Genomic DNA, 24,945 nt, shown 5'->3' with positions numbered 1-24,945 from the left:
TTTTCTTTATTATACCATACTTTTGGAAAATTAGAAGGCACCACCACCTCCGCCGCCTCCGCCGCCTGAGAAACCACCTGAAGAACCGCCTGAATTAACACTAAAATTAGAAGCGTGACTAACATCTTCAGTTATCGTTGAAAAATGATTACTAGATTGATTGACTGAAATCGCAAATTGATGACTATCAATGTTTGCAAATCTTTCTGGAATATCTATTTGGTTCACTCTGAGTGCTTTCTCAACACGGTCAGCGTAGCCGAATAAAGTAGCGTAAACCAATATTCGATTCCATAATACGATACTTTCTAACTCTGAACGATCAAACGATTTGATATCCCTTAGCATGTTCCTAAAACTAGTCCATTGGTAGACACGACTTGCTCCATCTTCAGTTACAATATAACCGTTACTTATTTTTCTTGTCATCATAAAAATGATTTTATTCAACAACAGGATAACACCAAACAATAAGAGATAGATACAGAAATAGGTAAAATAATTTAAAAAAAGCGTATAAATTATAACAACAAAAGAAATAAGAGGTGATAGGTAACTGAATCTTTTCAACCTAGATAATTCTTTAGACTCTTCTGAAGACATTTTACGATAAGGGGATGAAATTCCCTTTCTTCTAAGAGAGTTTATATTGTCTTTAGAAATCAACCTTGTGAGACGCGTAATTCTTGATAAGGCATTACTTCCTCGGCGTCTCATTTGAGTTTGCAGATCTGAAGCCTTGTGCTGCTTTTTCAGTTCACGTAGTGTTTCTTTATAACTAAATTGGTAATTAGAAAAGAGTTGATCTGGCTTCAAACTCGTAGAATCCGCAAAAGCAAACTCTATAAAATCTATTTCTGCATCAGAAGCTCTATCTAAGTTAGCTAGAGATAACAAGTTATCATCATAATTCAATACTTTTCTATCAATCAAGTCTAATAGAATTGACTGAATGAGTTGTTCTTGACTGATAAGGTGAGTTTTCTTCTCCTCATCTTGAAAATTTTTAAAACTCATACTATAAATGCTTTGAGTTAACTCTAGTGGTGAAAGGTCCTCAGGTGCTTCATATAAATGATGTTCCTTAGGGAATTGCCCGTATTTATTAACTTTTTTTCTAAACAGGAACACCCTAATTGAGATGAATAGTGTCACAATAATAAAGAATGAAGGTAATAATATCCTTAACAAGAAACTTAGGATAAAACCATGACGCTCTATCATCTTCTCTTGATATTCAATTTTTTTCTTGTAATTATTTTTACTGTTTGTAGGTAGATTAAAATAAGATCTATCCCAATAACCATGAAATTCTAATCGTTTGTTTACATTAAAAGCTGTCAAATGGTAACGATTATTATTTTGTCTTATTTTAGGAGGAGTTTTAAGATAACCCAAGTGCCCCCAAAGACGAGAAAGAGCAACCTTTTTGTCAGTTGATATCCAAAAATCTACTTTCTCTAACGTTTTATCCCAGTCGCTAATAGGAATCCAGTTAAGTTCACCAACATCCTTATGCATAAATAGAACATTTTTTAGTTTCCACTGAACATTGACTTTAACAGTATCACCTGCTTCACCACCATTAAACACTTTCAAACGGTAGCCATCCTCCAAATCTTCTATCTGGTAACTAACTTTCCTTACTTTACCATTAATTGAAACTTCAACCTGTGGCTTATTATTAATATCAAAATTGTCAGGTAACTTACCCGCCGTACCTAATGTGACATACTGTCCATTATAGGACGAATCAAATTGGTAAGTAACCTTCTCTGTAAAATCAGCACTATTATCATTGTGAATAGTTAGATTACCCTCATAATGAGGAATGTTATAGTCCACCTCATCTGCTTGAACTGAAACCATAAAAAAACTAAGAGCTAAACAAATAGCCAAAAAACATTTCTTCATTATCATCCTCCTTCCTTTGTTTGTATACCATTTTAACATAAAAATACAATTAATCGCTTTCAATAAGATAATGATATTGAAATCGACCTTGTTTTTCGGTAAAATAGGAGGAAGTAACTTATCGGAGGCTGTTGAATGAAAAAAATATTACTAAGTTTATTCACTGCTTTGCTTATCACCTTTGGAGGTATGACAAGTATACAAGCAGATGAATATCTACGTGTCGGTATGGAGGCAGCCTATGCTCCTTTCAACTGGACACAAAATGATAACACAAATGGTGCAGTTCCTATTGAAGGAACTGATCAATATGCTAATGGTTATGATGTACAAGTCGCTAAAAAGTTAGCTAAAAAGTTAAATAAAAAAGTTGTTGTTGTCAAAACAAAATGGGAAGGCCTTGTTCCAGCACTAACTTCTGGAAAACTCGATATGATTATTGCAGGAATGAGTCCTACCGAAGAACGTAAAAAAGAAATTAATTTTTCAAAGCCTTACTACATTTCAGAACCTACTCTAGTTGTTAATGCTGAAGGAAAATATACTAATGCTAAAAATATTAGTGATTTCAAAAATGCTAAAGTAACTGCCCAACAAGGAGTCTACTTATACAACCTCATTGATCAAATCAATGGTGTCAAAAAAGAAGTTGCCATGGGGGACTTCAATCAATTAAGACAAGCTGTAGAATCTGGTGTTGTAGACGCCTATGTTTCAGAACGTCCAGATGCAACTTCCGCTCAAACTGCTAATCCTAAATTAAAAATGATTGAACTGCACCAAGGGTTTAAAACATCTGATGCCGATACAAATATTTCTGTTGGGATGCGTAAAGGTGACAATCGTATTAATCAAGTTAATCAAGTTCTCGAAAGCATTTCTAGAGATAAACAAATCGCCTTGATGGATAAGATGATTAAAGAACAGCCATCCGTTAAAAAGGAAAAAAATGGGAAACCAAACTTCTTTGAACAGATGGCAACTATTTTAAAAAACAATGGTTCTCAATTCCTCAGAGGAACAGCTACAACCCTCCTAATTTCTATGGTAGGAACAATCGTCGGATTATTTATCGGCCTTCTCATCGGTGTTTTCCGTACAGCACCAAAATCTGACAATAAGTTAAAGGCTGCCTTACAAAAATTATTAGGTTGGTTACTTAACATCTATATTGAGGTCTTCCGCGGGACACCTATGATTGTACAATCGATGGTTATCTACTACGGAACAGCACAAGCTTTTGGAGTTTCGCTGGACCGTACACTAGCAGCTATATTTATTGTTTCAATCAATACTGGTGCTTATATGAGCGAAATTGTACGTGGTGGTATTTTCTCTGTTGATAAAGGACAATTTGAAGCCGCAACTGCACTTGGTTTCACCCACGGACAAACCATGCGAAAAATTGTTCTACCACAAGTTGTACGTAACATACTCCCAGCTACTGGTAATGAGTTTGTTATCAATATCAAAGATACCTCTGTACTGAACGTTATCTCTGTTGTCGAACTCTACTTCTCTGGTAATACTGTTGCAACACAAACCTACCAATATTTCCAAACATTCACCATTATTGCGATTATTTACTTCATCTTAACCTTCACCGTAACACGTATCTTACGTTACATTGAAAAACGTTTTGATTCAGATAATTACACAACCGGTGCGAATCAATTACAAGTCTAGGAGGTTGGTATGACACAAGCTATTTTAGAAATTAAACATTTGAAAAAATCTTACGGAAGCAATGAAGTGTTAAAAGATATTTCGCTTTCGGTCAACAAAGGCGAAGTTATTTCTATCATTGGTTCTTCTGGATCAGGAAAATCAACTTTCCTACGTTCTATTAACCTCTTAGAAGAACCAAGTGGAGGAGAAATCTTATATCACGGTCACAATGTTCTTGAAAAAGGCTATGATTTAAATAATTATCGTGAAAAACTTGGGATGGTCTTTCAATCTTTTAACCTCTTTGAAAATTTAAATATCTTAGAGAATGCTATTGTCGCACAGACTACTGTTCTAAAACGTGAACGCCAAGAAGCTGAAAAGATTGCTAAAGAAAACTTAAATGCTGTTGGCATGACTGAGCAATATTGGAAAGCTAAACCAAAACAATTATCAGGTGGGCAAAAGCAACGTGTCGCAATCGCCCGAGCACTTTCTGTTAACCCAGAAGCTATACTTTTTGATGAACCAACTTCAGCCTTGGATCCAGAAATGGTTGGTGAGGTCCTTAAAACAATGCAAGATCTAGCTAAATCTGGATTAACAATGATAATTGTGACACACGAGATGGAATTTGCTAAAGAAGTATCAGACCGCGTTATTTTCATGGACAAAGGAATCATTGCAGAGCAGGGTACTCCTAAACAACTTTTCGAAAATCCAACACAAGAAAGAACTAAGGAATTTCTACAACGCTTCTTAAAATAAAATTTATTCACATTTAAATATAGACTATTTATACCCCTACAGGTTTTGTCATTGTCATCATTGCAATGGAACTGGAGGGGATTTTTTATTGCTACATCTTTAGTGAAATCCACGACTAGCTTCAACTATAGATCAAATTAGACAGTCGTTATTGGATTGTATACTATTAAATAAGTTACTAAATCTCATTTTTTAATTTTAAGCGATATTTGATTAATCATATATTTGTTTAAAATTAAAAACATGTTGTTCGAATGAGCTTTTGATGATATAATATAGTATGCACAAAATGAACTAACCACTGTGCAAGAATAGTTTATTATCTTTGAAAGGATTTTATAATGAAACTTAAAATCAGTGTTTTAACAGCAGCTTCAGCTGTCACTCTATTATTAGCTACTTTAGCAAGTCTTGCGAAGGCAGACACAGTGTCTTATCCTTCACGTGATGCCGGATTTGTCTACTCTCGTGGGTATGCTCCAAAACACTTCCTAAGTGCTTACGATAAATAAAAACTGACCTTATTAACTTAACCGATACACTTTCACAAGTATAAATTTTCATTCAATTACATTAAAAATAATTATTTAGTTTGCTGAAAAACGATCACTCATCGATCGTTTTTTTATATGCACAATGATAGCCATTAGCTACTTTCTCGTTGGGTATTTTCCTCATTCATCTTTCACTTAACATCACTTGTCAAATCCAAACCTCATTAATAAAGGTTTAATATATCTTTGAACTTATTACTTTTGATTGATATTTAATTACTTTGCTATTTATTTTTAAATTTATCAACAAAGTACTTTACCAGTTAATTTTTTTGTGGTATACTGGTGTCTGTTAACGTTAATAAATTGTCTATAGGAGGTAATCATGGCTGAAAAAACAGACCTATCGTCAGCCTATCGCAGACTTAAAAGTCCTAACATTAAAACTAGAAAACGTGCTCTGAAAATCATTCATGAGTACAAACGTTACGGTAAAAAATAACTTTTTTCCGTCTCTCCAATTATAATAAATAAGTCAGACACAAAATAACCAGAGCAAATGCTCTGGTTATTTTGCTTCTATAAAAAGTTCATTATCTTGTTTTAAGAGCAGATAAAACTTGTGTACGAATATCTTCAACACCTTCTGGGTTATTTGGTAAGAAAATCGTTTGATTACCATTAATAGCAAATGTATTTAAAGTATCTAAATATTGATTTGTTAACAAGATAGACATGATTTGTTCTTCTGTCAATGTCACGTTAGCATCTTTCAATTCTTGAATCGAATCAGCTAACCCATCTACAATTGCTTTACGTTGTTGCGCAATACCCACACCATGTAGACGATCTTTTTCTGCTTCTGCTTCTGCAGCAGTTACAATTTTGATCTTATCAGCATTCGCTAATTCTTGAGCTGCTACACGTTTACGTTGTGCAGCATTGATTTCGTTCATGGATTGTTTTACTTCTGCATCTGGCTCAACCTTAGTAATTAAAGTCTTAACAATGATGTAGCCGTATGTTGACATTTCTTCTGCCACTTGATGTTGAACTTCCAAGGCTATTTCATCTTTCTTTTCAAATAGCTCGTCTAATGTAAGTTTAGGTACTGATGAACGCAAAGCATCTTCGATATAAGATTTAATCTGAGCTTCTGGCTTTATTAATTTGTAATAAGCGTCTGTAACGTTATTTTCATTGACACGATATTGTGTAGCAATATTTAAAGTGACAAAAACATTATCTTTTGTTTTTGTCTCAACGATAATTTCACTCTGTAAAAGACGTAACTGCACTCGTGCTGCAATCTTATCGATACCCAATGGTACACGAATATGAATACCGCTAGTAGCAGTCTTTTGATATTTACCAAAGCGTTCAATGATGGCTACTGTCTGTTGTTTAACAACGTATAAAGAAGTTATCAACAGAACAATCACTAAAACCAAAATAACCGTAAGAATAATTAATGACATCATAAATCTCCTTTGTATGAATGTTTTAAAACAATTCTAACACAATTTGTCAAAATTTTCAAAATACTGATGCTTTATCATACTAAAATAGAAACTCTGATAAAATAAAAAATTAGAAGTATCTCTCCTAATTTTTAATTTTATCAATTATTCAACGCTCATGAGGTATGGATATACAGGTTGATCTCCTTGGTGGATCTCAACTTCAACATCTTCATAAGTTTCCTCAAGATATTCCGACAAGGTCTCAGCTAATGCTTGCTTACCATCTTCACCAACATAGATTGTCACGATTTCACTATCTTCATCAATCATTTTATCAAAAGTGTCTTTAAGTGCTTTTTCCATATCTGGTGTAGATACTAGAATTTTACCATCAACCATCCCAAGGATGTCGTTTTCATGAATTTCAAGGCCATCTATCGTTGTATCACGAACAGCTAAAGTCACACTACCACTAATGACATCTGAGAGGCTATTTGTCATATCAGCTACATTAGTTTCAAGAGACTTAGCAGGATCAAAAGCAAGTAAGCTAGTAAATCCTTGTGGAACTGTACGTGTCTCTACTACTGCTGCTGGAATATCAACGACATCTGCAGCTGACTGTGCAGCCATGAAGATGTTCTTATTGTTTGGTAAAATAATAACATTTCTAGCGTTTACTTTTTCAATCGCTTTTACAATATCTTCTGTAGATGGGTTCATAGTCTGGCCGCCAGAGATGATATAATCAACACCTTGTGATTTAAAAATCTCAGCTAGACCGTCACCAGCTACAACAGCAATAATACCATATTCTTTAGTTTCTTTGACAGTTTCTTCAACTTCAACCTTTTGCATTTGGGCATCATGTTGGTTACGCATGTTTTCAACTTTAACCTTCACAAGCGATCCATATTTCAAACCTTCTTGCATAACAAGACCTGGATCTTCTGTATGAACATGAACCTTGACAATTTCATCATCATTAACAACTAGTAAAGAATCCCCTAGATTGCTAAGATAACCTTGAAATTCTTCGTAGTTAAATTCCTTAACGTAAGTTGGTCCTTGCTTTAAACCAACCATGACTTCTGTACAATAGCCATATTTAATATCTTCTGTGGCTACGTGGCCTACTACAGCTTTATGGTGCTCTGCATTAACCATTTCAGTCATTGTTGCGGGAGTTGCTTTAAAATCTTCTGATGCGATATATTCCCCAGTCAGTGCTGAGAGGAAACCTTCGTAAATAAAGACGAGTCCTTGACCACCAGAATCAACAACACCAACCTCTTTAAGAACAGGTAGCATATCCGGTGTTTTAGCAAGAGCACGCTTAGCACCTTTGAGAGTTGCGCGCATAACTTCAACTGCATCATCAGTTTCTTCAGCTTTTTTTAGAGCAGCGGTAGCTGCACCGCGTGATACTGTCAAGATAGTTCCTTCAACTGGTTTCATAACGGCTTTATAAGCTACTTCAACACCATTCTGGAAAGCGTGTGCCAAATCTTGACCCGTTAATTCTTCTTTATCCTTGATACTTTGACCAAAACCACGGAATAATTGTGATGTAATTACACCTGAATTTCCACGTGCTCCCATCAATACACCTTTAGAAAGAATTTGACCAACTTCTCCAACAGTCGTCGCTGGTTTGTCCGAAACTTCCTTGGCTCCGTTTTCCATAGTCATCCCCATATTCGTACCAGTATCACCATCTGGAACTGGGAATACATTTAATGAGTTGACATACTCTGCCTGTTTACTCAGACGTGTACTGGCAGCTTGTACCATTTCTTGGAATAAACTTGTCGTAATCTTTGACACTAATCTTCTCCTACAACCTTAATACTTTGCACATAAACATTCACCATATCAGCAGATAAACCAAGCTGATTTTCGAGATTGAATTTCACTCGCTCTTGAATATTTTTTGAAACTTCACTAATTTTGACGCCGTAACTCATGACAGTATAAACATCTACTACGATGCCCGCTTCACTAGACCTCACAACAACACCTTTTGCGTAGTTTTCCTTACGCAAAAGTGCTTGAAAGTTATCTTTGATAGCACTTTTACTTGCCATACCAACAACGCCAAAAATTTCCGTTGCTGAACCTCCAACGACAGTTGCAATAACGTCATCAGAGAGTTCAATTTGACCATCTCTTGTATTGATTTTTACAGTCATATCTACTACCTCAAAAGGTTTTTATCACTCTATTCTATCATATCTCACTATTATTGTAAAAAAATAGAGGCATCTAACTATCAAATCAGCCTTAGAAACACTAAAAAAAGCCCTAAGGCTTTCTCAGTTTATTAAACGCGTTCTACTTTACCAGATTTAAGCGCACGAGCTGAAACCCAAACTTTTTTTGGTTTACCGTCGATAAGAACAGTAACTTTTTGAAGGTTTGGTTTAACAGTACGTTTTGTTTGGTTCATCGCGTGTGAACGGTTGTTACCAGAAACTGTTTTACGTCCTGTGAAATAACATACTTTAGCCATTTTACGAGTTCCTCCTATATTGATCAATATTTACGGATGTGCTAGCACCACATACTAGACTATTCTATCACAACTTACTTCTTCTAGCAAGTTCTTTTCAAAATTACTTTTTCATTTGTTTTATCTAAATCGCTTACATATTTTTTATAATAAGACACACTTCCTTCTAATTCATTTTTTAGTTTACATTTTCTTTCAAAATATTATAATAGACAACAATAATCAAAGGAGGTTTCATATGACACGTAAAATTGGAATTATAGGCATGGGGCACGTTGGATCAACTGTTGCACACGCTCTTATTGCACAAGGTATTGGTGATGATTATGTCTTTATTGATACTAATGTTGATAAGGTTAATGCTGATATGATTGATTTTCAAGATGCTCTGGCAAATGCTACTTATCACGCTAATCTAGTATTAAACGACTATGACGCGTTGTCAGATGCTGATGTTGTGATTTCAGCCTTAGGTGATATTTCACTACAGAATAACAAAGAAGCTAATCGCTTTGCTGAACTACCATTTACCAGTAAAGAAGTCTACGACGTTAGCCAAAAGTTAAAATCATCTGGTTTTAGAGGGATCCTTATTGTCGTTACTAATCCTGTTGATGCCATTACCCAGCTTTATCAAGAATATACTCAATTTCCTAAATCACGCGTTATCGGAACAGGAACCTTATTGGATACTGCTCGGATGAAAAGAGTGCTTGGTCAACGCCTACAAGTTGATCCAAGGAGTATCGGTGGTTATAATCTAGGAGAGCATGGTAACTCCCAATTTGTCGCTTGGAGTCAGGTAACTGTAAAAGGACAACCAGCTATATCACTATTAAAAGCAGAAGAATTAGAACAGATAAAAGAAGCTTCTTTAAAAGGCGGGCACACTGTCTTTTTTGGTAAAAAATATACTAGTTATGGTATCGCTACCGCAGCTGTCCGCATCGTTTTAACTGTGTTAAATGATTCCCATGAGTTACTACCTGTATCTACCTTCTATGAGTCCGAAGGGGTTTACCTTGGATATCCAGCTATTATTGGTAGAGTAGGAATTGTAGAAAGAATTTCTCTTTCACTAAGCCCAAAAGAAGAGCAACAACTCACAGATTCAGCGGCATTTATTCGAAATTATCTTAAGCATATCAATCTTTAAAGAGTATCTATTTAATAAAAAGTCATATAATCCAAAAAAAGCTCACCATAAGTGAGCTTTTAACTATTATCTGTTTATGTTAATTATGCTTTGTTTGCTGAACCAAACACGTCAATACGTTCTTCAACTGCTTCTGTAATTGCATCGAAACCAGGTTTCAAGAATTTACGTGGGTCAAAGAGTTTTTTCTTCATGTATTCAGCTTCGTTAGCGTTGAATTCAACAGCGTAGTCACGAGTTGCTTGACAGAAAGCTAATTGACATTCTGTGTTAACGTTAACTTTAGCAACACCAAGTTTGATAGCTTCTTGGATTTGATCATCAGGAATACCTGAACCACCGTGTAACACGATTGGGAAACCAGGAACAGCTTCAGTCAATTTCTTCAAGTGATCAAGGTCAAGTCCTTCCCAGTTTGCTGGGTATGGTCCATGAATGTTACCGATACCTGCAGCCAAGAAGTCAATACCAGTTTCAACCATAGCTTTAGCGTCTTCGATTGGTGCTAATTCACCTTTACCGACAATACCATCTTCTTCACCACCGATAGTACCAACTTCAGCTTCTACTGAAATACCTTTAGCATGTGCTTTAGCAACAACTTCGCGTGCTTTTTCAAGGTTTTCTTCAACTGGAAGGTGTGAACCATCAAACATAATTGAAGTGTAACCTACTTCAATACACTCAAGGGCATCATCGTAATGACCGTGGTCAAGGTGGATAGCAACTGGTACAGTAATACCCATTGATTCAACCAAAGTTTCAATAAGTTGTTTACAAAGTTTGTAACCACCCATGTATTTAGCCGCACCCATTGAAGTTTGGATAAGTACTGGAGCTTTTTTAGCTTCTGCTGCGCGCAAGATAGCTTGAGTCCACTCAAGGTTGTTTGTGTTAAATCCACCTACTGCATAGCCGTTATCACGAGCTGCTTGGACGAATTTTTCTGCTGAAACGATTGCCATTATTCAGGCCTCCTATTTATTTTTTGGGCGTTGCCCACTTACACGTTAATTCTAGCACAATTCTATAAAAAATGCTAGTTTTTTACTGAAAATACGTGAGAAACTTAACAGAGTTAAACGAGGGTTTTTTCAGAAAGCAGTCATTCCGCTTTCAATTCTTTACGTGCCAATAGGATCTGTTTTTTAACCTGGTCAAACCCCGTTCCTCCTAATGAATTTCTTCGTTTAACTGCTGTCTTTGCAGTTAATATCTCATAGATATCGTTTTCTATCAACTCTGAAATTTCTTGATAATATTTTAAAGGTATATCCTGTAAATAAGAACCATTTTTACTGCATTCTAAAACCAATTTACCTACAATTTCATGTGCTTTTCTGAAAGGTACCCCCTTACTTGCTAAATAATCTGCTAATTCTGTTGCATTTGAAAAATCAGTCTCCGTTGAGGTCATCATTATGTGCTCATTCACAGTCATTGTCTCAAGCATATTAGCCATGATTTCAATAGCTATGCTGACTGTTTCTACGCTATCAAACATCCCTTCTTTATCTTCTTGTAAATCTTTGTTATAAGCTAACGGCAATGATTTCATAACAGTTAGTAAACTAAATAAATTTCCATAAACACGGCCTGTCTTCCCTCGAATTAATTCTGCCATATCAGGATTTTTCTTTTGAGGCATAATAGATGATCCTGTAGAGAAAGTATCTGATAATGTGATGAATTGATATTCATAACTGCACCAATTAATGATTTCTTCACAAAAACGTGATAAATGCATCATTAAAATGCTAGCATTGGATAAAAATTCTATGATAAAGTCACGATCTGAGACAGCATCAAGCGAATTACTATATGGTTTTTCAAAATCTAATAAACGAGTTGTCATATGGCGGTCAATAGGAAACGTTGTCCCTGCTAGAGCAGCAGCTCCTAATGGTGATAGATTGGTGTGTTTCATATTAAACTCTAATCGCTCTGTATCACGCGTAAACATATTATAGTAAGCCATTAGATGATGTCCAAATGAAATCGGCTGAGCATGTTGTAAATGTGTATACCCTGGCATAACAGTATAGATATGATTTTCTGCTAAATTAACTAAGGTTGTTCGTAAATGAAGCAATTTCTTCATCATTTCTTGCAATTTATCTTTCAAATAAAGGTGCATATCTGTAGCCACTTGATCATTTCGTGAACGTGTAGTATGAAGCTTACCTGCTACTTCTCCAATTTCAGCGGTTAATAAGCTCTCTATGTTCATATGAATGTCTTCATTTGATATGCTAAAAGTCAATTGACCTGCTCTGTATTTATCTTGCAGTATTTTTAAACCATCTTTTATCAAGCCTGCTTCTTCTTGACTAATAATATCCGTTTTGCCTAACATTGTGACATGGGCCATAGAAGCCTTCATATCATAGGGAGCTAATTTTTGGTCGAAACTGATTGATGCACCGAACTCTTCAACCCATTTTTCAAGACTACTTTCAAAACGACCACCCCATAACTTATGATTTTTTGTCATCCTCTTATCTTCCTTTATTTATCCTTTGTTTACTTGGGCATTAACTTGGGTTGGAAGTCCCCAGAGTTTGATAAAACCAACTGCTGCATCTTGATCAAAGCTATCAGCAGCTGTATAGGTTGCTAAATTCTCATCATATAATGAATTAGATGAGTGGCGAGCAACGACTTGGGCAGAACCTTTATATAACTTAACTTTTGTAGTACCATTAACCACTTTTTGTGTTTCTTTGACATAGGCAATGATAGCTTTTGTAGCTGGACTAAACCATAAAGCATTATAAATAAGATTTGATAGTTCATTTTCAAGGATAGGTTTAAAATGAGACACTTCACGAACTAGTGTTAAATCTTCAATTTCTTTATGAGCAGCTAACAGTACCATTGCCGCAGGACATTCATAAATTTCACGTGATTTGATACCGACTAAACGATTTTCAACATGATCAATGCGTCCAATACCATGTTTTCCTGCAATTTCATTTAGCGATAAAATCAAATCTGCTAGTGTCATTTCTTGATTGTTTATAGCTATAGGCTTCCCATTTTGGAACGTAATATCAATATATTCTGCACAATCAGGAGCTTCTTCTGGTGATTTTGTAATACCAAAAGCTTCTTCTGGCGCTTGATTCCAAGGATTCTCAAGCACACCACATTCATTGGCACGTCCCCATAAATTTTGGTCTATAGAATAAGGGTTATCTAAATCTGCTGGAATAGGTACGCCGTTAGCTTTTGCAAAAGTAATTTCCTCTTCACGATGCCACTTCCACTCACGAACAGGGGCAATTACTTTTAATTCAGGATCTAGTGCTGCAATTGCAACTTCAAAACGCACTTGGTCATTTCCTTTACCTGTACAGCCATGTGCAATTGTGGTCGCACCTGTTTGATGTGCCATTTCAACTAATTTTTGGGCAATAATTGGACGACTAAGCGCTGAAACAAGCGGGTATTTTTGTTCATACATCGCATGTGCCTGTAAAGCTGGTAAAACAAAATGCTCAGCGAACTCATCTTTAACATCTAAAATATAAGATTCTATGGCACCTATTGTTAAAGCCTTATCGTGAATAAAATCAAGATCTTTACCTTCGCCAACATCCATACAGATAGCAATAACGTCATAATCTTTTTTTAACCAAGCTATAGCAACAGAGGTATCTAAACCACCAGAATAAGCTAAAATTAATTTTTCTTTTCCCATAAAAAATCCCCTTCCAAATTCCTATGTTTTGTAATATTATACACTTGCTATATTTATTGTCAAATATTTTTATAGTTTTTGTCTATTTTTAGTATATTTATTTCTAAACAAATAAAACAATAACTGCCAATTGGCAGTTATTGTTTTAAATAATTATGATAAAGGTAGTTCTACACAAAATTCTGTTCCAATTTCCAACTGACTGGAGACACTAATACGTCCCTTACAAAGAACAATTATACGTTTAACTATTGCTAGTCCTAATCCATTTCCTTGTTGATTATGCGACTGATCCGCTTGGTAAAATTTATCAAATATATGCTGAACATCATATTGAGAAATTCCCCTACCTTTATCAGAAATAATAACTCTCAGATAATGATTATTAGTTTCTTCCATTCGTACACTTAAGTCTACAATATCCTCGGAATATTTTATTGCATTATCTAAAAGGTTTATCCAAACTTGCATCAGCAAGTCAGAGTTTGAGTAAACAGTATATGGTTTTGAATCCAGTTGAAAATTTATCCTTTTAGCTTGCCAACGTTCTGTTAAACTAATCATTGCTTGACGAATTTGTTCATCTACACGAACAGAGGATAGCTCCCCAATAGTCTCCTGATTATCCACGCGCGACATTTGCAACATCGTATCACATAATCTTGTTAACCTTAGGCTCTCTGTTTTAACAAGACCTAATAACTCACTTTGTGTTTCTTCATCTAATTCTGGATCTTGTAATAGTTCTACAATATTAGCTACTGCAGCAATCGGAGTCTTTAGCTCATGAGAAACATTAGTGATAAAGTCTTTTCGCATATGATCCATATGAGATAAAGAAACAATCATCTGATTAATACTTTCAGATAGCTCATCCAATTCATTATAATACTCATAGGATTTACGACGATTACTGTTTCGATAAATATGCCCTTCAAAGTCACCGTCTGCAACATTGGACACAATATGGCTAATATCTAAAATTGGTTTTGTTAAATGATAAGAACCGTACCACATACTAATACTAGCTATCACAAGGCTTAAAAAAACAACAGCGAGAGCACTAACTTGTAATACATGAGTAGTTAAGACTCCTTGAAAAAAAGTAAAAACTATTGCTGCAACTAGTAAAAGAGAAGCTAGGACTGAGAAAAGCATCGTTAACACAAACATTAATGTGAAATAAAATCTTAACGGAAACCGAAATCGCCTTAGCTTAGTCATTTTTTGCACGATACCCTACCCCTCTCACCGTCTCAATCTTAAAATCTGGTAAGTGTTCTACTTTTCGTCTAATTTTATTGATGCAAGCATCTACCACCCGCTCATCTAAATCAGTATCCATTCCCCAAATACTATCCAATAGTTCTAAACGTGTGAAAATCCTATTAGGATAGCTAAGTAAGTGGAAAAGAACCCTAAATTCTTTCTGAGGAAATATAATTTCTTGCTCAAAATATTTCAAGCTTAATTCATCTTCATTAAGACAAGTATTCCCAATAATTAGCTGATGTTGAGCTACAATATTAGCTCTCCTCAAGAGTGCCTTAATACGTAAAGCTAATTCTTGTAACTGCACAGGCTTAACCATATAATCATCTGCACCAAGGCCAAACCCTTTTGTCATATCTTCCATTTGTGATTTTGCTGTCATAACAATGATTGGAACATTATAAGCAGCTGACCTGAGTTCTTGAATTAATTGATAACCATCCATCATGGGCATCATGATATCAGTTATAATCAATTGTACTTCTTCTGTATCTAGACAATTTAGAGCTTCTTGTCCATTTGAAGCAGTGATAAATTGGTAGCCCTCTTGTGTTAATTTTGTGGTAATGATTTTTTGTTGAACAATGTTATCCTCTACAACTAATATTTTAATCATTAAATCACCTCTAGCTTATTGTAACACAAGTTAGAAGTTTTCTTTAACTAATTTCCCGTCCTTTAAACGATAAACGGTATCTACTAAATCTAGAACGCGCTCATCGTGTGTCACCATAATAGCTGCAGTATTATGTGATTTAACTTCCTGACGAATAAGTTCTGTAACTTGACGCCCACGTTCTTCATCAAGGCTAGCTGTTGGCTCATCTGCCAAGATAACCTTAGGATGATTAATAAATGCTCTAGCAATTGCTGCGCGTTGCTTTTGTCCTCCCGATAATTGGTTAGGGTATTTATGTGCACACTGCTCTATTCCTAAATCTGATAATAATTTATTAATTTCTTCCAAGCTTGTTTTCTTATCATAGTGTTTTGCAAATCGAGCCTCTTGTTGCAACTGTTCTTGGATTGTTAAATAAGGAAGCAGTTGATGACTTTGAAATATAAAACCTAGTGCTTCACGGCGCAATTGTGTTCTTTGTCTTTGAGACAAATCCGTAACGTTCTCATGATTGACATACAAACTACCTTGATCTGCGCCAAGAAGTAACCCTGCAATGGATAAAAGTGTGCTTTTACCTGAACCTGAGGGTCCCAGTATAGCTACAAACTCACCTGCAGAAACTGATAAATCTAAATTATCTAATATTGATAAAAGCTCATCTCCATCTGGATAGTGCTTTGAGATGTGTTTTAATTCTAAGATTGCTGACATTATTCTCCTCCCCCATTAATAACTTCGACTGGGTCGATTTTAGCAACTTTTACAATTGACAAAGCACTACTAATCATTGCAATGACTAAAAATACAAACGATACTAGAATAATATTTTGCCAATTAATAACAAATGGCATTTGAGCTGGTAATACATAAGAGAGAGCAACCGCCAATCCATCTCCAACAATGATACCAAACAGTGCCAATATAATGACTTGACTCAATTGAAATAGGGCAATCTCTGACATTTTTGTCCCAATAGCTTTCATGACGCTAAATTCATGACGTTTTTGAAGTGTGATGATGTAGAAAAAGACACCTAAAATACCAGCTGAAGCTACGACAAGGACCCATAAAATCATATTCAAAGTGGATTGTTCGGCACTATAACCAGGAATATGTTGAATGACATCTTTTTTACTAACAGCTTCTAATTGAGTTGGTAAATGAGATATACTTTTATCATTTTTCATAACTAATGCCTGAGGTAAGAACTGGTATTGAGGATTAATCTTTTTATTAATTTCGGTATAAATGTCTTTATCAATAAATGCCACAGGTCCGTGACCATACATACTATTATGGACAAATCCAACGACTGTTAGTGATATAGATGATGACTTATCAATCACTTTATCACCTAACTTTATCCCTTCAGCTTTTAAACTATCATTTAAAATAATAGCTTTTTTGTAACTTGTCAGTTGTTTTCCCTCAGAAAGTGTAGGTGCCATAAAAGAATCTTTATCAATAGCAAAATAAGAAATATCAATTTTCTTTTCGTGTCCTTGTCGAGTTAAACTCGAACGTTGAATATTTAAAGTGGTACTATCTTTTAAATTCAAACTGTTTAAATCTGTCTGATCTTTAGTTGTCAATACAGATGATGTAATCACTTGTTCAGCACCTTCATTCAAAATATAGGTTTGAGCTGGGTTATTTTCAATAGCAGCACTAACAGCTCTACCTAAACCGTTTGCTAAACCTGATAAAAAAACTACCATGAACATCATAACAATGATTAGCAATTCAATCAGGAGGTATTTTTTCTTATAAAAGGTTAATTCTTTCCAAGCATGTGACATGGTTTTTCTCCTTTGATCTTTTGATGTGAACATAGTATCACAGCTTTATGACTTGAATATGACCTCTAAAAATAATGATATTTTATCATTAAATTATTTAAAAAATAGCTTGACAATTTTTTAGTAAGCGATTACAATTCTAATTGTGAAACCGTTTCCACAATATAAGAAAGGAGTTTCTATGAGTACGATTAGACAAGTCGCCGAGAAAGCTGGCGTATCAACATCTACTGTCTCAAGGTATATATCCCAAAATGGTTACGTTAGTCAAAAAGCAAGTCAAAAAATCGAGCAAGCTATCCGCGAACTCCATTATGTTCCAAATTTCCTTGCACAATCTCTGAAAACCAAAAAAAATCAACTTGTTGGATTACTACTTCCCGATATTTCAAACCCTTTCTTTCCAAGACTTGCTAGAGGAGTTGAAGAATTTCTAAAAGAACAGGGTTATCGTGTCATGCTTGGCAACACAAATAACAAGAGCCATTTAGAAGAAGAGTACTTAAATGTGCTATTACAAAGTAATGCTGCAGGGATTATTACAACACACGATTTCACCAAAAATCATCCTGAAATAGATATTCCAGTTGTAGTTGTTGACCGCGTTAATCAAGAAACACAGTACGGCGTTTTCTCTGATAATAAAGAGGGAGGAAAATTAGCAGCTCAAGCTATTTGGACAGCAGGTGCTACCAATATATTACTCATTCGTGGTCCGCTAGATAAAGCTGATAACCTTAATCAAAGGTTTCAAGGAAGCCAAAATTACCTATTAAACAAAGGGGCTTGTTTTGCTATCGAAGATAGTGCCAGTTTTGATTTTGCAGAGATTCAAATTGAAGCGAAAACTTTACTTGACCACCATCCAGACATTGATAGCATTATCGCTCCATCTGATATACATGCTATTGCCTACCTACACGAGATTCTTAATCGAGGGAAGCGAATCCCTGAAGATGTACAAATTATTGGTTATGATGATATTTTAATGAGCCAATTTATCTACCCTTCGTTGTCAACTATTCACCAATCATCATATATTATGGGACAAAAAGCAGCTGAATTAATTTTCAAAATTACTAATCAATTACCTATTACCAATAAGCGTATTAAATTACCCGTTCATTATGTCGAACGTGAAACCCTAAGGAGGAAAATAGATGAGTAACATTGTCATTATCGGTAGTATTTCCATGGACTTAGTTATGGAAACCAATCGTATCGCCAAAGAGGGAGAAACCGTATTTGGCCAACGTTTTTCAATGGTTCCAGGAGGTAAAGGTGCTAATCAGGCTGTCGCTATTGGGCGTCTTAGCCAAGAGCGAGATAATATTACTATTCTTGGTGCCATTGGCGAGGATTCTTTTGGTCCCATTCTTTTGGATAATTTAAACAAAAATCATGTTACTACGGATTTTGTGGGAACGATACCATCTTCTTCAGGTGTTGCCCAAATCACTCTTTATAATAATGATAATCGAATCATTTACTGTCCTGGAGCCAACGGAAAAGTTGATACTAAAAAATGGTCTCAGGAGTGGTCAATAATTAAAGAAGCTGATTTAGTTGTATTACAAAATGAAATTCCTCATCAAGCAAATATGAAAATTGCTAATTTTTGTAAAGAACATAGTATTAAATTACTCTATAATCCTGCACCATCTAGAGAGACTGATATTGAGATGCTCGATAAGGTCGATTATTTCACACCAAATGAACACGAATGTCAAGAGCTGTTCCCAAACCAAAAACTAGAGGATATATTAGCCACATATCCTGAAAAACTAATCGTAACACTCGGCACAAAAGGAGCCATCTACTCTGATGGAAAAGAAAGTCATTTAATTCCTGCTTTAGAAACTAAAGCTGTTGATACAACTGGTGCAGGTGATACTTTTAACGGTGCATTCGGTTATGCTATCTCGAAAAAATTTAAGATTGCTAAGGCCTTACGTTTTGCAACTCTAGCTGCTCACTTATCCGTGCAAAAATTTGGTGCACAGGGTGGCATGCCTACAATTAAAGAAATGGAGGACAACCAACATTATGAAAAAGACTGGTATATTAAATAGTCATCTCGCTAAATTAGCAGACGACCTTGGGCATACTGATCGAGTTTGTATTGGAGATCTGGGTCTACCTGTTCCAAATGGCATTCCAAAGATTGATTTGTCTTTGACCTCTGGAATACCTAGTTTCCAAGAGGTACTTGATATCTATTTAGAGAATATCTTAGTTGAAAAAGTCATTTTAGCAGAAGAAATCAAGGAAGCAAATCCGGATCAATTATCAAGGTTATTAGCTAAACTTGATAACTCTGTTAGCATAGAGTACGTCAGTCACAATCATTTAAAACAAATGACCCAAGATGTCAAAGCAGTTATTCGTACAGGTGAAAATACACCGTATTCAAATATTATTCTACAATCTGGTGTTATCATCTAGAAAGGAGTTTAGTCCATGAAAATTGACATGAGGAATATCTCCAAATCCTTCGGTACTAATAAAGTTCTAGAAAAGATTGATTTGGAATTACAATCTGGTCAAATACACGCGCTTATGGGTGAAAATGGTGCGGGTAAATCAACCTTAATGAACATTCTAACAGGACTTTTTCCAGCAAGTACAGGAACTATTTATATTGATGGCGAGGAACGAACTTTTTCAAACCCTCAAGAAGCAGAGGAATTTGGTATTAGTTTTATTCACCAAGAGATGAATACTTGGCCGGAAATGACTGTCTTGGAAAATCTCTTTCTTGGACGTGAAATCAAGACAACTTTTGGCTTACTCAATCAAAAATTAATGAGACAAAAAGCACTTGAAACTTTTAAAAGATTAGGTGTGACTATTCCCCTAGACATCCCGATTGGTAACTTGTCTGTTGGACAACAACAAATGATTGAAATCGCCAAAAGTCTCCTAAACCAACTCTCTATTTTGGTAATGGATGAACCGACTGCTGCTTTAACAGATCGTGAAACTGAAAATCTTTTCCGAGTTATCCGAGGTTTGAAACAAGAAGGAGTGGGCGTTGTCTATATCTCCCATCGAATGGAGGAAATTTTTAAAATCACTGACTTCGTAACCGTCATGAGAGATGGTGTCATTGTAGATACAAAAGAAACATCACTCACAAATTCTGACGAATTGGTTAAAAAAATGGTTGGCCGAAAATTGGAAGATTACTATCCTGAAAAACATTCTGAAATTGGGCCTGTTGCTTTTGAAGTTAGTAACCTCTGTGGAGATAATTTCGAGGACGTTTCCTTTTATGTCCGTAAAGGCGAGATTCTTGGATTTTCTGGATTAATGGGAGCTGGGCGTACTGAAGTTATGCGAACTATCTTTGGAATTGATAAAAAGAAGTCTGGTAAGGTGAAAATTGATGACCAAGAAATCACTATTACTACCCCAAGCCAAGCTATCAAGCAGGGCATTGGTTTTTTGACCGAAAATAGAAAAGATGAAGGTCTCATCCTAGACTTCAATATCAAGGACAATATGACTCTCCCTAGCACTAAAGATTTTAGCAAACATGGTTTCTTTGATGAAAAAACAAGCACAACATTTGTGCAACAATTGATTAATCGTCTCTACATTAAATCAGGGAGACCAGATTTAGAGGTTGGAAATCTTTCTGGAGGTAACCAACAAAAGGTCGTTCTCGCTAAATGGATTGGTATTGCTCCTAAAGTCTTAATTCTTGATGAGCCAACGCGTGGTGTTGATGTCGGTGCTAAACGAGAGATTTACCAATTAATGAATGAACTAGCAGACAGAGGTGTTCCAATTGTCATGGTATCATCAGACTTACCTGAAATTCTAGGTGTTAGTGACCGCATCATGGTAATGCACGAAGGTCGAATCAGTGGAGAACTCAGTCGAAAAGAAGCTGACCAAGAAAAAGTTATGCAACTAGCCACAGGAGGTAAGTAAAGTGAAAAATATGATGAAATATATATCAGAGTTAACAACCCTGATTGCGTTAGCTGGTTTAATGGTTATTATCACACTCATTAATCCTAATTTCCTCACAACCAATAATCTACTCAATTTATTATTACAAGTAACTGCAAATGGTTTTATCGCTTTCGGGATGACCTTCGTTATTTTGACTGGCGGTATTGATTTATCAGTCGGGTCCATATTAGCCCTATCTAGTGCATTAACAGCTGGATTAATCGGCCACGGAGTACCCGTTGGTATTGCTATCGTTTTATCTGTTGCCTTAGGTGGCATCTTGGGAATGCTAAACGGACTCTTCATTTCTTACGGAAAATTAGCACCATTTATCGTTACACTGGCAACAATGACTATCTTTAGAGGAGCAACGCTAGTTTATTCAAACGGCAACCCAATTACCGCTGGCTTATCCGATAGTTTTCTATTCCAATTTTTGGGACAAGGCTATATTGTTGGTATCCCATTCCCAGTCATTCTCATGTTTCTTACTTTTATTATTTTGTATATTTTGTTACATAAAACAGCCTTCGGGAAATCTGTTTACGCTTTAGGAGGTAATGAAAAAGCAGCGTATATCTCGGGTATTAAGTTAAACAAAGTTAAAATTATCATCTACACTATCTCAGGTATCATGGCTTCCATTTCTGGGTTAATTATCACATCACGCCTTAGCTCAGCACAACCAACAGCTGGAGCAAGTTATGAGATGGATGCTATTGCCGCCGTTGTCTTAGGTGGAACGTCTTTATCTGGTGGGAAAGGACGTATCATTGGAACATTGATTGGTGCTCTTATTATTGGTGTCCTGAACAATGGATTAAACATCATTGGTGTCTCTGCATTTTGGCAACAAGTTGTGAAAGGTATCGTTATTTTAATGGCTGTTTTACTTGATCGCTTTAAAGTAGCAAAATAGTCTTTACTCTAATTTCTATAAGTTCATTATATTTTATCTAAAGGAGTTTCAAATGAAATTTGGAAAAAAACTTGGCTTTCTAGCCTTATTGATGTCTATTGTCCTCATTCTAGGTGCATGTGGTAAAACTGGACTTGGAAATTCTTCTGGGAATTCTACAAAAAATGTAACCAAAAAATCTGCTAAAGATTTGAAACTAGGTGTATCTATTTCAACAACTAACAATCCCTACTTTGTTGCGATGAAAGACGGTATTGACAAATATGCTAGCAATAAAAAAATAAGCATTAAGGTAGCTGATGCTCAAGATGACGCCGCACGTCAAGCAGATGATGTCCAAAACTTTATTAGTCAAAACGTAGATGCTATTTTGATTAATCCCGTTGACTCAAAAGCTATTGTAACAGCTATTAAGTCTGCAAACAACGCTAATATTCCTGTTATTCTAATGGACCGTGGTAGTGAGGGAGGCAAAGTATTAACTACTGTCGCTTCAGATAACGTTGCTGCTGGTAAGATGGCTGCGGATTATGCCGTTAAAAAACTAGGCAAAAAAGCAAAAGCCTTTGAATTATCTGGAGTACCAGGTGCCTCTGCTACTGTAGACCGTGGTAAAGGATTTCATTCAGTTGCAAAATCTAAACTTGACATCCTTTCAAGCCAATCTGCCAATTTTGACCGCGCCAAAGCTTTGAATACTACACAAAATATGATTCAAGGACATAAAGATGTCCAAATTATTTTCGCACAAAATGATGAAATGGCACTTGGGGCTGCACAGGCTGTCAAATCTGCTGGCTTGCAAAATGTTCTTATCGTAGGAATTGATGGTCAGCCAGATGCCCATGATGCCATTAAAAAAGGAGATATTTCAGCCACTATTGCACAACAACCAGCTAAGATGGGAGAAATAGCAATTCAAGCAGCAATTGATTATTATAAAGGCAAAAAAGTAGAGAAAGAAACAATTTCTCCAATTTACCTTGTTACCAAAGACAATGTTGAAAAATACAATTGGTAAAAGTACACAAAAAGTCGTGAAAATTCACGACTTTTTATATTATAATTTTGCTAACATATTATCGATATGTTGAACTGATTTTTCTTTACCTAATAAATAAATAGTATCTGGTAACTCTGGTCCATGCATTTCACCAGAAACCGCAATACGAATAGGCATAAATAGGTTCTTACCTTTAATACCTGTTTCTTTTTGAACAGCCTTAATTTGAGGGAAAATAGTATCTCTAGTGAATTCTTCGTCAGAAAGCGATACTAACTTTTCCTTAAAAGCAGATAAGACTGTTGGGACTGTTTCAGCTGCCATTACTTCTTTTTCGGCTTCTGTTAGTTCTGGAAAATCTGCAAAGAAAAGGTCTGTTAATGGTACAATCTCATCAGCTGATTTTAATTGAGGTTGATAAAGCTCAACTAATTTTTCAGCTTTGTCTGTAAGTCGACCAGCTTCTTCTAAGAATGGTTTGCAAAGTGCAAAAACACTCTCAAAATCAGCATTTTTTAGGTAATCATTACTCATCCAATCCATTTTCTTCTGATCGAATGCTGCTGGTGATTTGCTAAGACGATTTTCATCAAATAGATTAATTAATTGCTCGCGTGAGAAGATTTCTTCTTCTCCACCAGGATTCCAGCCAAGAAGGGCAATGAAATTAAAGACAGCTTCCGACATATAACCTTTTTTACGATAGTCTTCGATAAATTGAAGAGTATTGGTGTCGCGTTTTGATAATTTCTTACCAGTCTCTGAGTTTATAATCAATGTCATGTGACCAAATTGTGGCGCTTCCCAACCGAGTGCTTCATAAACCATTAATTGTTTTGGCGTATTTGCAATATGGTCATCGCCACGGATAACATGCGAAATTTGCATGTCATGATCATCAATGACTACTGCGAAATTGTAAGTTGGATAACCATCTTTCTTCTGAATAACCCAGTCTCCGCCGATATTAGAGCCTTCAAACTCAATGTCACCTTTTACCATATCAGTCCATTTATAAATCCCAGATTCATTAACAGCAAGGCGTACTGTCGGAATGATGCCTGCTGCTTCACGCTCTGCAATGTAAGCTTCTTTTTCAGTTTCTGACATTCCGATAAATTCGTTGATATAGCGAGGTGTTTCGCCTGCCAATTCTTGGCGTTCACGCTCTGCTGCTAATTCTTCCTCAGTCACATAGGACTTGTAGGCTTTACCTTCTGCTAACAACTGATCAATATAACGTTGGTAGAGCTCAAGGCGTTCTGATTGACGATAATTTTCATGTGTTTCAGGACTTTCATCCCAGTCCATACCTAGCCAACGTAAGTTCTCCAATTGAGAGCGTTCACCATCTTCGACGTGGCGTTTTCGGTCAGTATCTTCAATACGAATAACAAAATCCCCACCATGATGGCGAGCATAAAGGTAGTTAAAGAGCGCAGTACGCGCATTTCCGATGTGTAACAATCCTGTTGGACTTGGTGCATAACGCACACGAATCTTATTAGCCAAAATTCTACTCCTATATTTTCTGATAGTAAACTTTTTCAGTTTAACTGAATTAGTCAAGGGGGCAAAACATCATTCAAACTCTTACAGATGATTGCCAATCAACCCTATTATACCACTAAATCACTAAAAATGATAATCAGTAATAATAGCCACACTAATTTTCGATAAAAAAAGTAA

The 24,945-nt window shown here is 35.8% G+C and carries 24 protein-coding genes; 11 read left to right on the top strand and 13 right to left on the bottom strand.

The window, feature by feature from the left end; all coding sequences use genetic code 11:
• Positions 1–30: 30 nt before the first annotated feature.
• Entirely contained in the window at positions 31–1,914 is a 1,884-nt protein-coding gene (locus EGX96_RS05915) for a DUF2207 domain-containing protein (protein WP_000710515.1), read from the bottom strand.
• Between the two features lie 135 nt (positions 1,915–2,049).
• On the opposite strand from EGX96_RS05915, the gene EGX96_RS05910 reads away from it, so the two are divergent.
• The 4 genes from EGX96_RS05910 to EGX96_RS05900 all read left to right on the top strand — a co-directional run bounded on the left by EGX96_RS05910 (position 2,050) and on the right by EGX96_RS05900 (position 5,346).
• Positions 2,050–3,600 carry an ABC transporter substrate-binding protein/permease gene (locus EGX96_RS05910; RefSeq protein WP_000722379.1) on the top strand — a complete coding sequence of 517 codons (1,551 nt, stop codon included), beginning with the start codon at positions 2,050–2,052 and terminating at the stop codon, positions 3,598–3,600.
• Positions 3,601–3,609: 9 nt separating this feature from the next.
• Positions 3,610–4,350, top strand: coding sequence for an amino acid ABC transporter ATP-binding protein (locus EGX96_RS05905; RefSeq protein ID WP_000189496.1), 741 nt, complete (start codon positions 3,610–3,612; stop codon positions 4,348–4,350).
• 341 nt (positions 4,351–4,691) lie between these two features.
• Positions 4,692–4,862: a hypothetical protein gene (locus tag EGX96_RS11100; protein WP_000768357.1), complete on the top strand. Its 171-nt coding sequence runs from the start codon at positions 4,692–4,694 to the stop codon at positions 4,860–4,862.
• A gap of 367 nt (positions 4,863–5,229) precedes the next feature.
• A complete protein-coding gene (locus EGX96_RS05900) occupies positions 5,230–5,346 on the top strand; it encodes a putative metal homeostasis protein (protein WP_000818733.1) in 117 nt (38 codons plus the stop codon).
• Positions 5,347–5,437: 91 nt separating this feature from the next.
• Here the strand turns inward: EGX96_RS05900 and EGX96_RS05895 are convergent, their stop codons facing one another.
• From EGX96_RS05895 to rpmB, 4 genes are all read right to left on the bottom strand, one after another.
• Positions 5,438–6,322, bottom strand: a complete 885-nt coding sequence (locus tag EGX96_RS05895; RefSeq protein ID WP_000052520.1) for an SPFH domain-containing protein — start codon at positions 6,320–6,322, stop codon at positions 5,438–5,440.
• 147 nt (positions 6,323–6,469) lie between these two features.
• A complete protein-coding gene (locus EGX96_RS05890; protein ID WP_000036700.1) occupies positions 6,470–8,134 on the bottom strand; it encodes a DAK2 domain-containing protein in 1,665 nt (554 codons plus the stop codon).
• The gene (locus tag EGX96_RS05885; RefSeq protein ID WP_000216445.1) at positions 8,134–8,499 is read right to left on the bottom strand and encodes an Asp23/Gls24 family envelope stress response protein; all 366 of its coding nucleotides are present in this window, start codon (positions 8,497–8,499) and stop codon (positions 8,134–8,136) included. The genes EGX96_RS05890 and EGX96_RS05885 overlap by 1 nt, the downstream gene beginning before the upstream one ends.
• 131 nt (positions 8,500–8,630) lie before the next feature.
• Positions 8,631–8,819, bottom strand: coding sequence for a 50S ribosomal protein L28 (gene rpmB, locus EGX96_RS05880; protein WP_001140949.1), 189 nt, complete (start codon positions 8,817–8,819; stop codon positions 8,631–8,633).
• Between the two features lie 238 nt (positions 8,820–9,057).
• Between rpmB and EGX96_RS05875 the strand changes: the two genes are divergently transcribed.
• Positions 9,058–9,975, top strand: a complete 918-nt coding sequence (locus tag EGX96_RS05875) for an L-lactate dehydrogenase (protein ID WP_000197060.1) — start codon at positions 9,058–9,060, stop codon at positions 9,973–9,975.
• 83 nt (positions 9,976–10,058) lie between these two features.
• On the opposite strand, the gene EGX96_RS05870 is transcribed toward EGX96_RS05875, so the two are convergent.
• The 7 genes from EGX96_RS05870 to EGX96_RS05840 all read right to left on the bottom strand — a co-directional run bounded on the left by EGX96_RS05870 (position 10,059) and on the right by EGX96_RS05840 (position 17,371).
• Positions 10,059–10,940, bottom strand: coding sequence for a class II fructose-bisphosphate aldolase (locus EGX96_RS05870; protein ID WP_001018987.1), 882 nt, complete (start codon positions 10,938–10,940; stop codon positions 10,059–10,061).
• A gap of 140 nt (positions 10,941–11,080) precedes the next feature.
• Positions 11,081–12,469 carry an argininosuccinate lyase gene (gene argH, locus EGX96_RS05865; RefSeq protein ID WP_000164585.1) on the bottom strand — a complete coding sequence of 463 codons (1,389 nt, stop codon included), beginning with the start codon at positions 12,467–12,469 and terminating at the stop codon, positions 11,081–11,083.
• A gap of 18 nt (positions 12,470–12,487) precedes the next feature.
• Positions 12,488–13,678, bottom strand: a complete 1,191-nt coding sequence (locus tag EGX96_RS05860; RefSeq protein ID WP_000514041.1) for an argininosuccinate synthase — start codon at positions 13,676–13,678, stop codon at positions 12,488–12,490.
• A 153-nt stretch (positions 13,679–13,831) separates the two neighbouring features.
• Positions 13,832–14,911 (bottom strand): sensor histidine kinase, encoded by a 1,080-nt coding sequence (locus EGX96_RS05855; RefSeq protein ID WP_001874772.1) that lies wholly within the window; start codon positions 14,909–14,911, stop codon positions 13,832–13,834.
• On the bottom strand, positions 14,895–15,566 hold the full coding sequence (locus tag EGX96_RS05850) for a response regulator transcription factor (RefSeq protein WP_000590686.1): 672 nt from the start codon (positions 15,564–15,566) through the stop codon (positions 14,895–14,897). Before EGX96_RS05850 ends, EGX96_RS05855 begins: the two co-directional genes overlap by 17 nt.
• A gap of 30 nt (positions 15,567–15,596) precedes the next feature.
• Positions 15,597–16,283: an ABC transporter ATP-binding protein gene (locus EGX96_RS05845; protein WP_001274148.1), complete on the bottom strand. Its 687-nt coding sequence runs from the start codon at positions 16,281–16,283 to the stop codon at positions 15,597–15,599.
• Positions 16,283–17,371, bottom strand: a complete 1,089-nt coding sequence (locus EGX96_RS05840) for an ABC transporter permease (RefSeq protein ID WP_000017575.1) — start codon at positions 17,369–17,371, stop codon at positions 16,283–16,285. Before EGX96_RS05840 ends, EGX96_RS05845 begins: the two co-directional genes overlap by 1 nt.
• 181 nt (positions 17,372–17,552) lie before the next feature.
• Here EGX96_RS05840 and EGX96_RS05830 point away from each other — a divergent pair, with 181 nt between their 5' ends.
• Genes EGX96_RS05830 through EGX96_RS05805 form a run of 6 tightly spaced genes read left to right on the top strand, consistent with a single transcriptional unit; the run spans position 17,553 to position 23,274 of the window.
• Positions 17,553–18,539, top strand: coding sequence for a LacI family DNA-binding transcriptional regulator (locus EGX96_RS05830; protein ID WP_000104359.1), 987 nt, complete (start codon positions 17,553–17,555; stop codon positions 18,537–18,539).
• On the top strand, positions 18,532–19,443 hold the full coding sequence (gene rbsK, locus EGX96_RS05825; RefSeq protein ID WP_000065863.1) for a ribokinase: 912 nt from the start codon (positions 18,532–18,534) through the stop codon (positions 19,441–19,443). Before EGX96_RS05830 ends, rbsK begins: the two co-directional genes overlap by 8 nt.
• Entirely contained in the window at positions 19,418–19,816 is a 399-nt protein-coding gene (gene rbsD / locus EGX96_RS05820; protein ID WP_000750743.1) for a D-ribose pyranase, read from the top strand. The genes rbsK and rbsD overlap by 26 nt, the downstream gene beginning before the upstream one ends.
• Before the next feature lie 15 nt (positions 19,817–19,831).
• Positions 19,832–21,310 carry a sugar ABC transporter ATP-binding protein gene (locus EGX96_RS05815; protein WP_000687230.1) on the top strand — a complete coding sequence of 493 codons (1,479 nt, stop codon included), beginning with the start codon at positions 19,832–19,834 and terminating at the stop codon, positions 21,308–21,310.
• 1 nt (position 21,311) lies between these two features.
• Positions 21,312–22,253, top strand: a complete 942-nt coding sequence (locus EGX96_RS05810) for an ABC transporter permease subunit (RefSeq protein ID WP_000794185.1) — start codon at positions 21,312–21,314, stop codon at positions 22,251–22,253.
• A gap of 52 nt (positions 22,254–22,305) precedes the next feature.
• Positions 22,306–23,274 carry a substrate-binding domain-containing protein gene (locus tag EGX96_RS05805; RefSeq protein ID WP_000668256.1) on the top strand — a complete coding sequence of 323 codons (969 nt, stop codon included), beginning with the start codon at positions 22,306–22,308 and terminating at the stop codon, positions 23,272–23,274.
• Positions 23,275–23,313: 39 nt separating this feature from the next.
• On the opposite strand, the gene gltX is transcribed toward EGX96_RS05805, so the two are convergent.
• Entirely contained in the window at positions 23,314–24,768 is a 1,455-nt protein-coding gene (gene gltX, locus EGX96_RS05800) for a glutamate--tRNA ligase (protein ID WP_001284500.1), read from the bottom strand.
• Positions 24,769–24,945 lie beyond the last annotated feature (177 nt).

This window comes from Streptococcus sp. FDAARGOS_520 (genome assembly GCF_003812685.1).
Taxonomy (GTDB): domain Bacteria; phylum Bacillota; class Bacilli; order Lactobacillales; family Streptococcaceae; genus Streptococcus; species Streptococcus agalactiae.
This window is presented reverse-complemented; position numbering and strand designations above follow the sequence as displayed.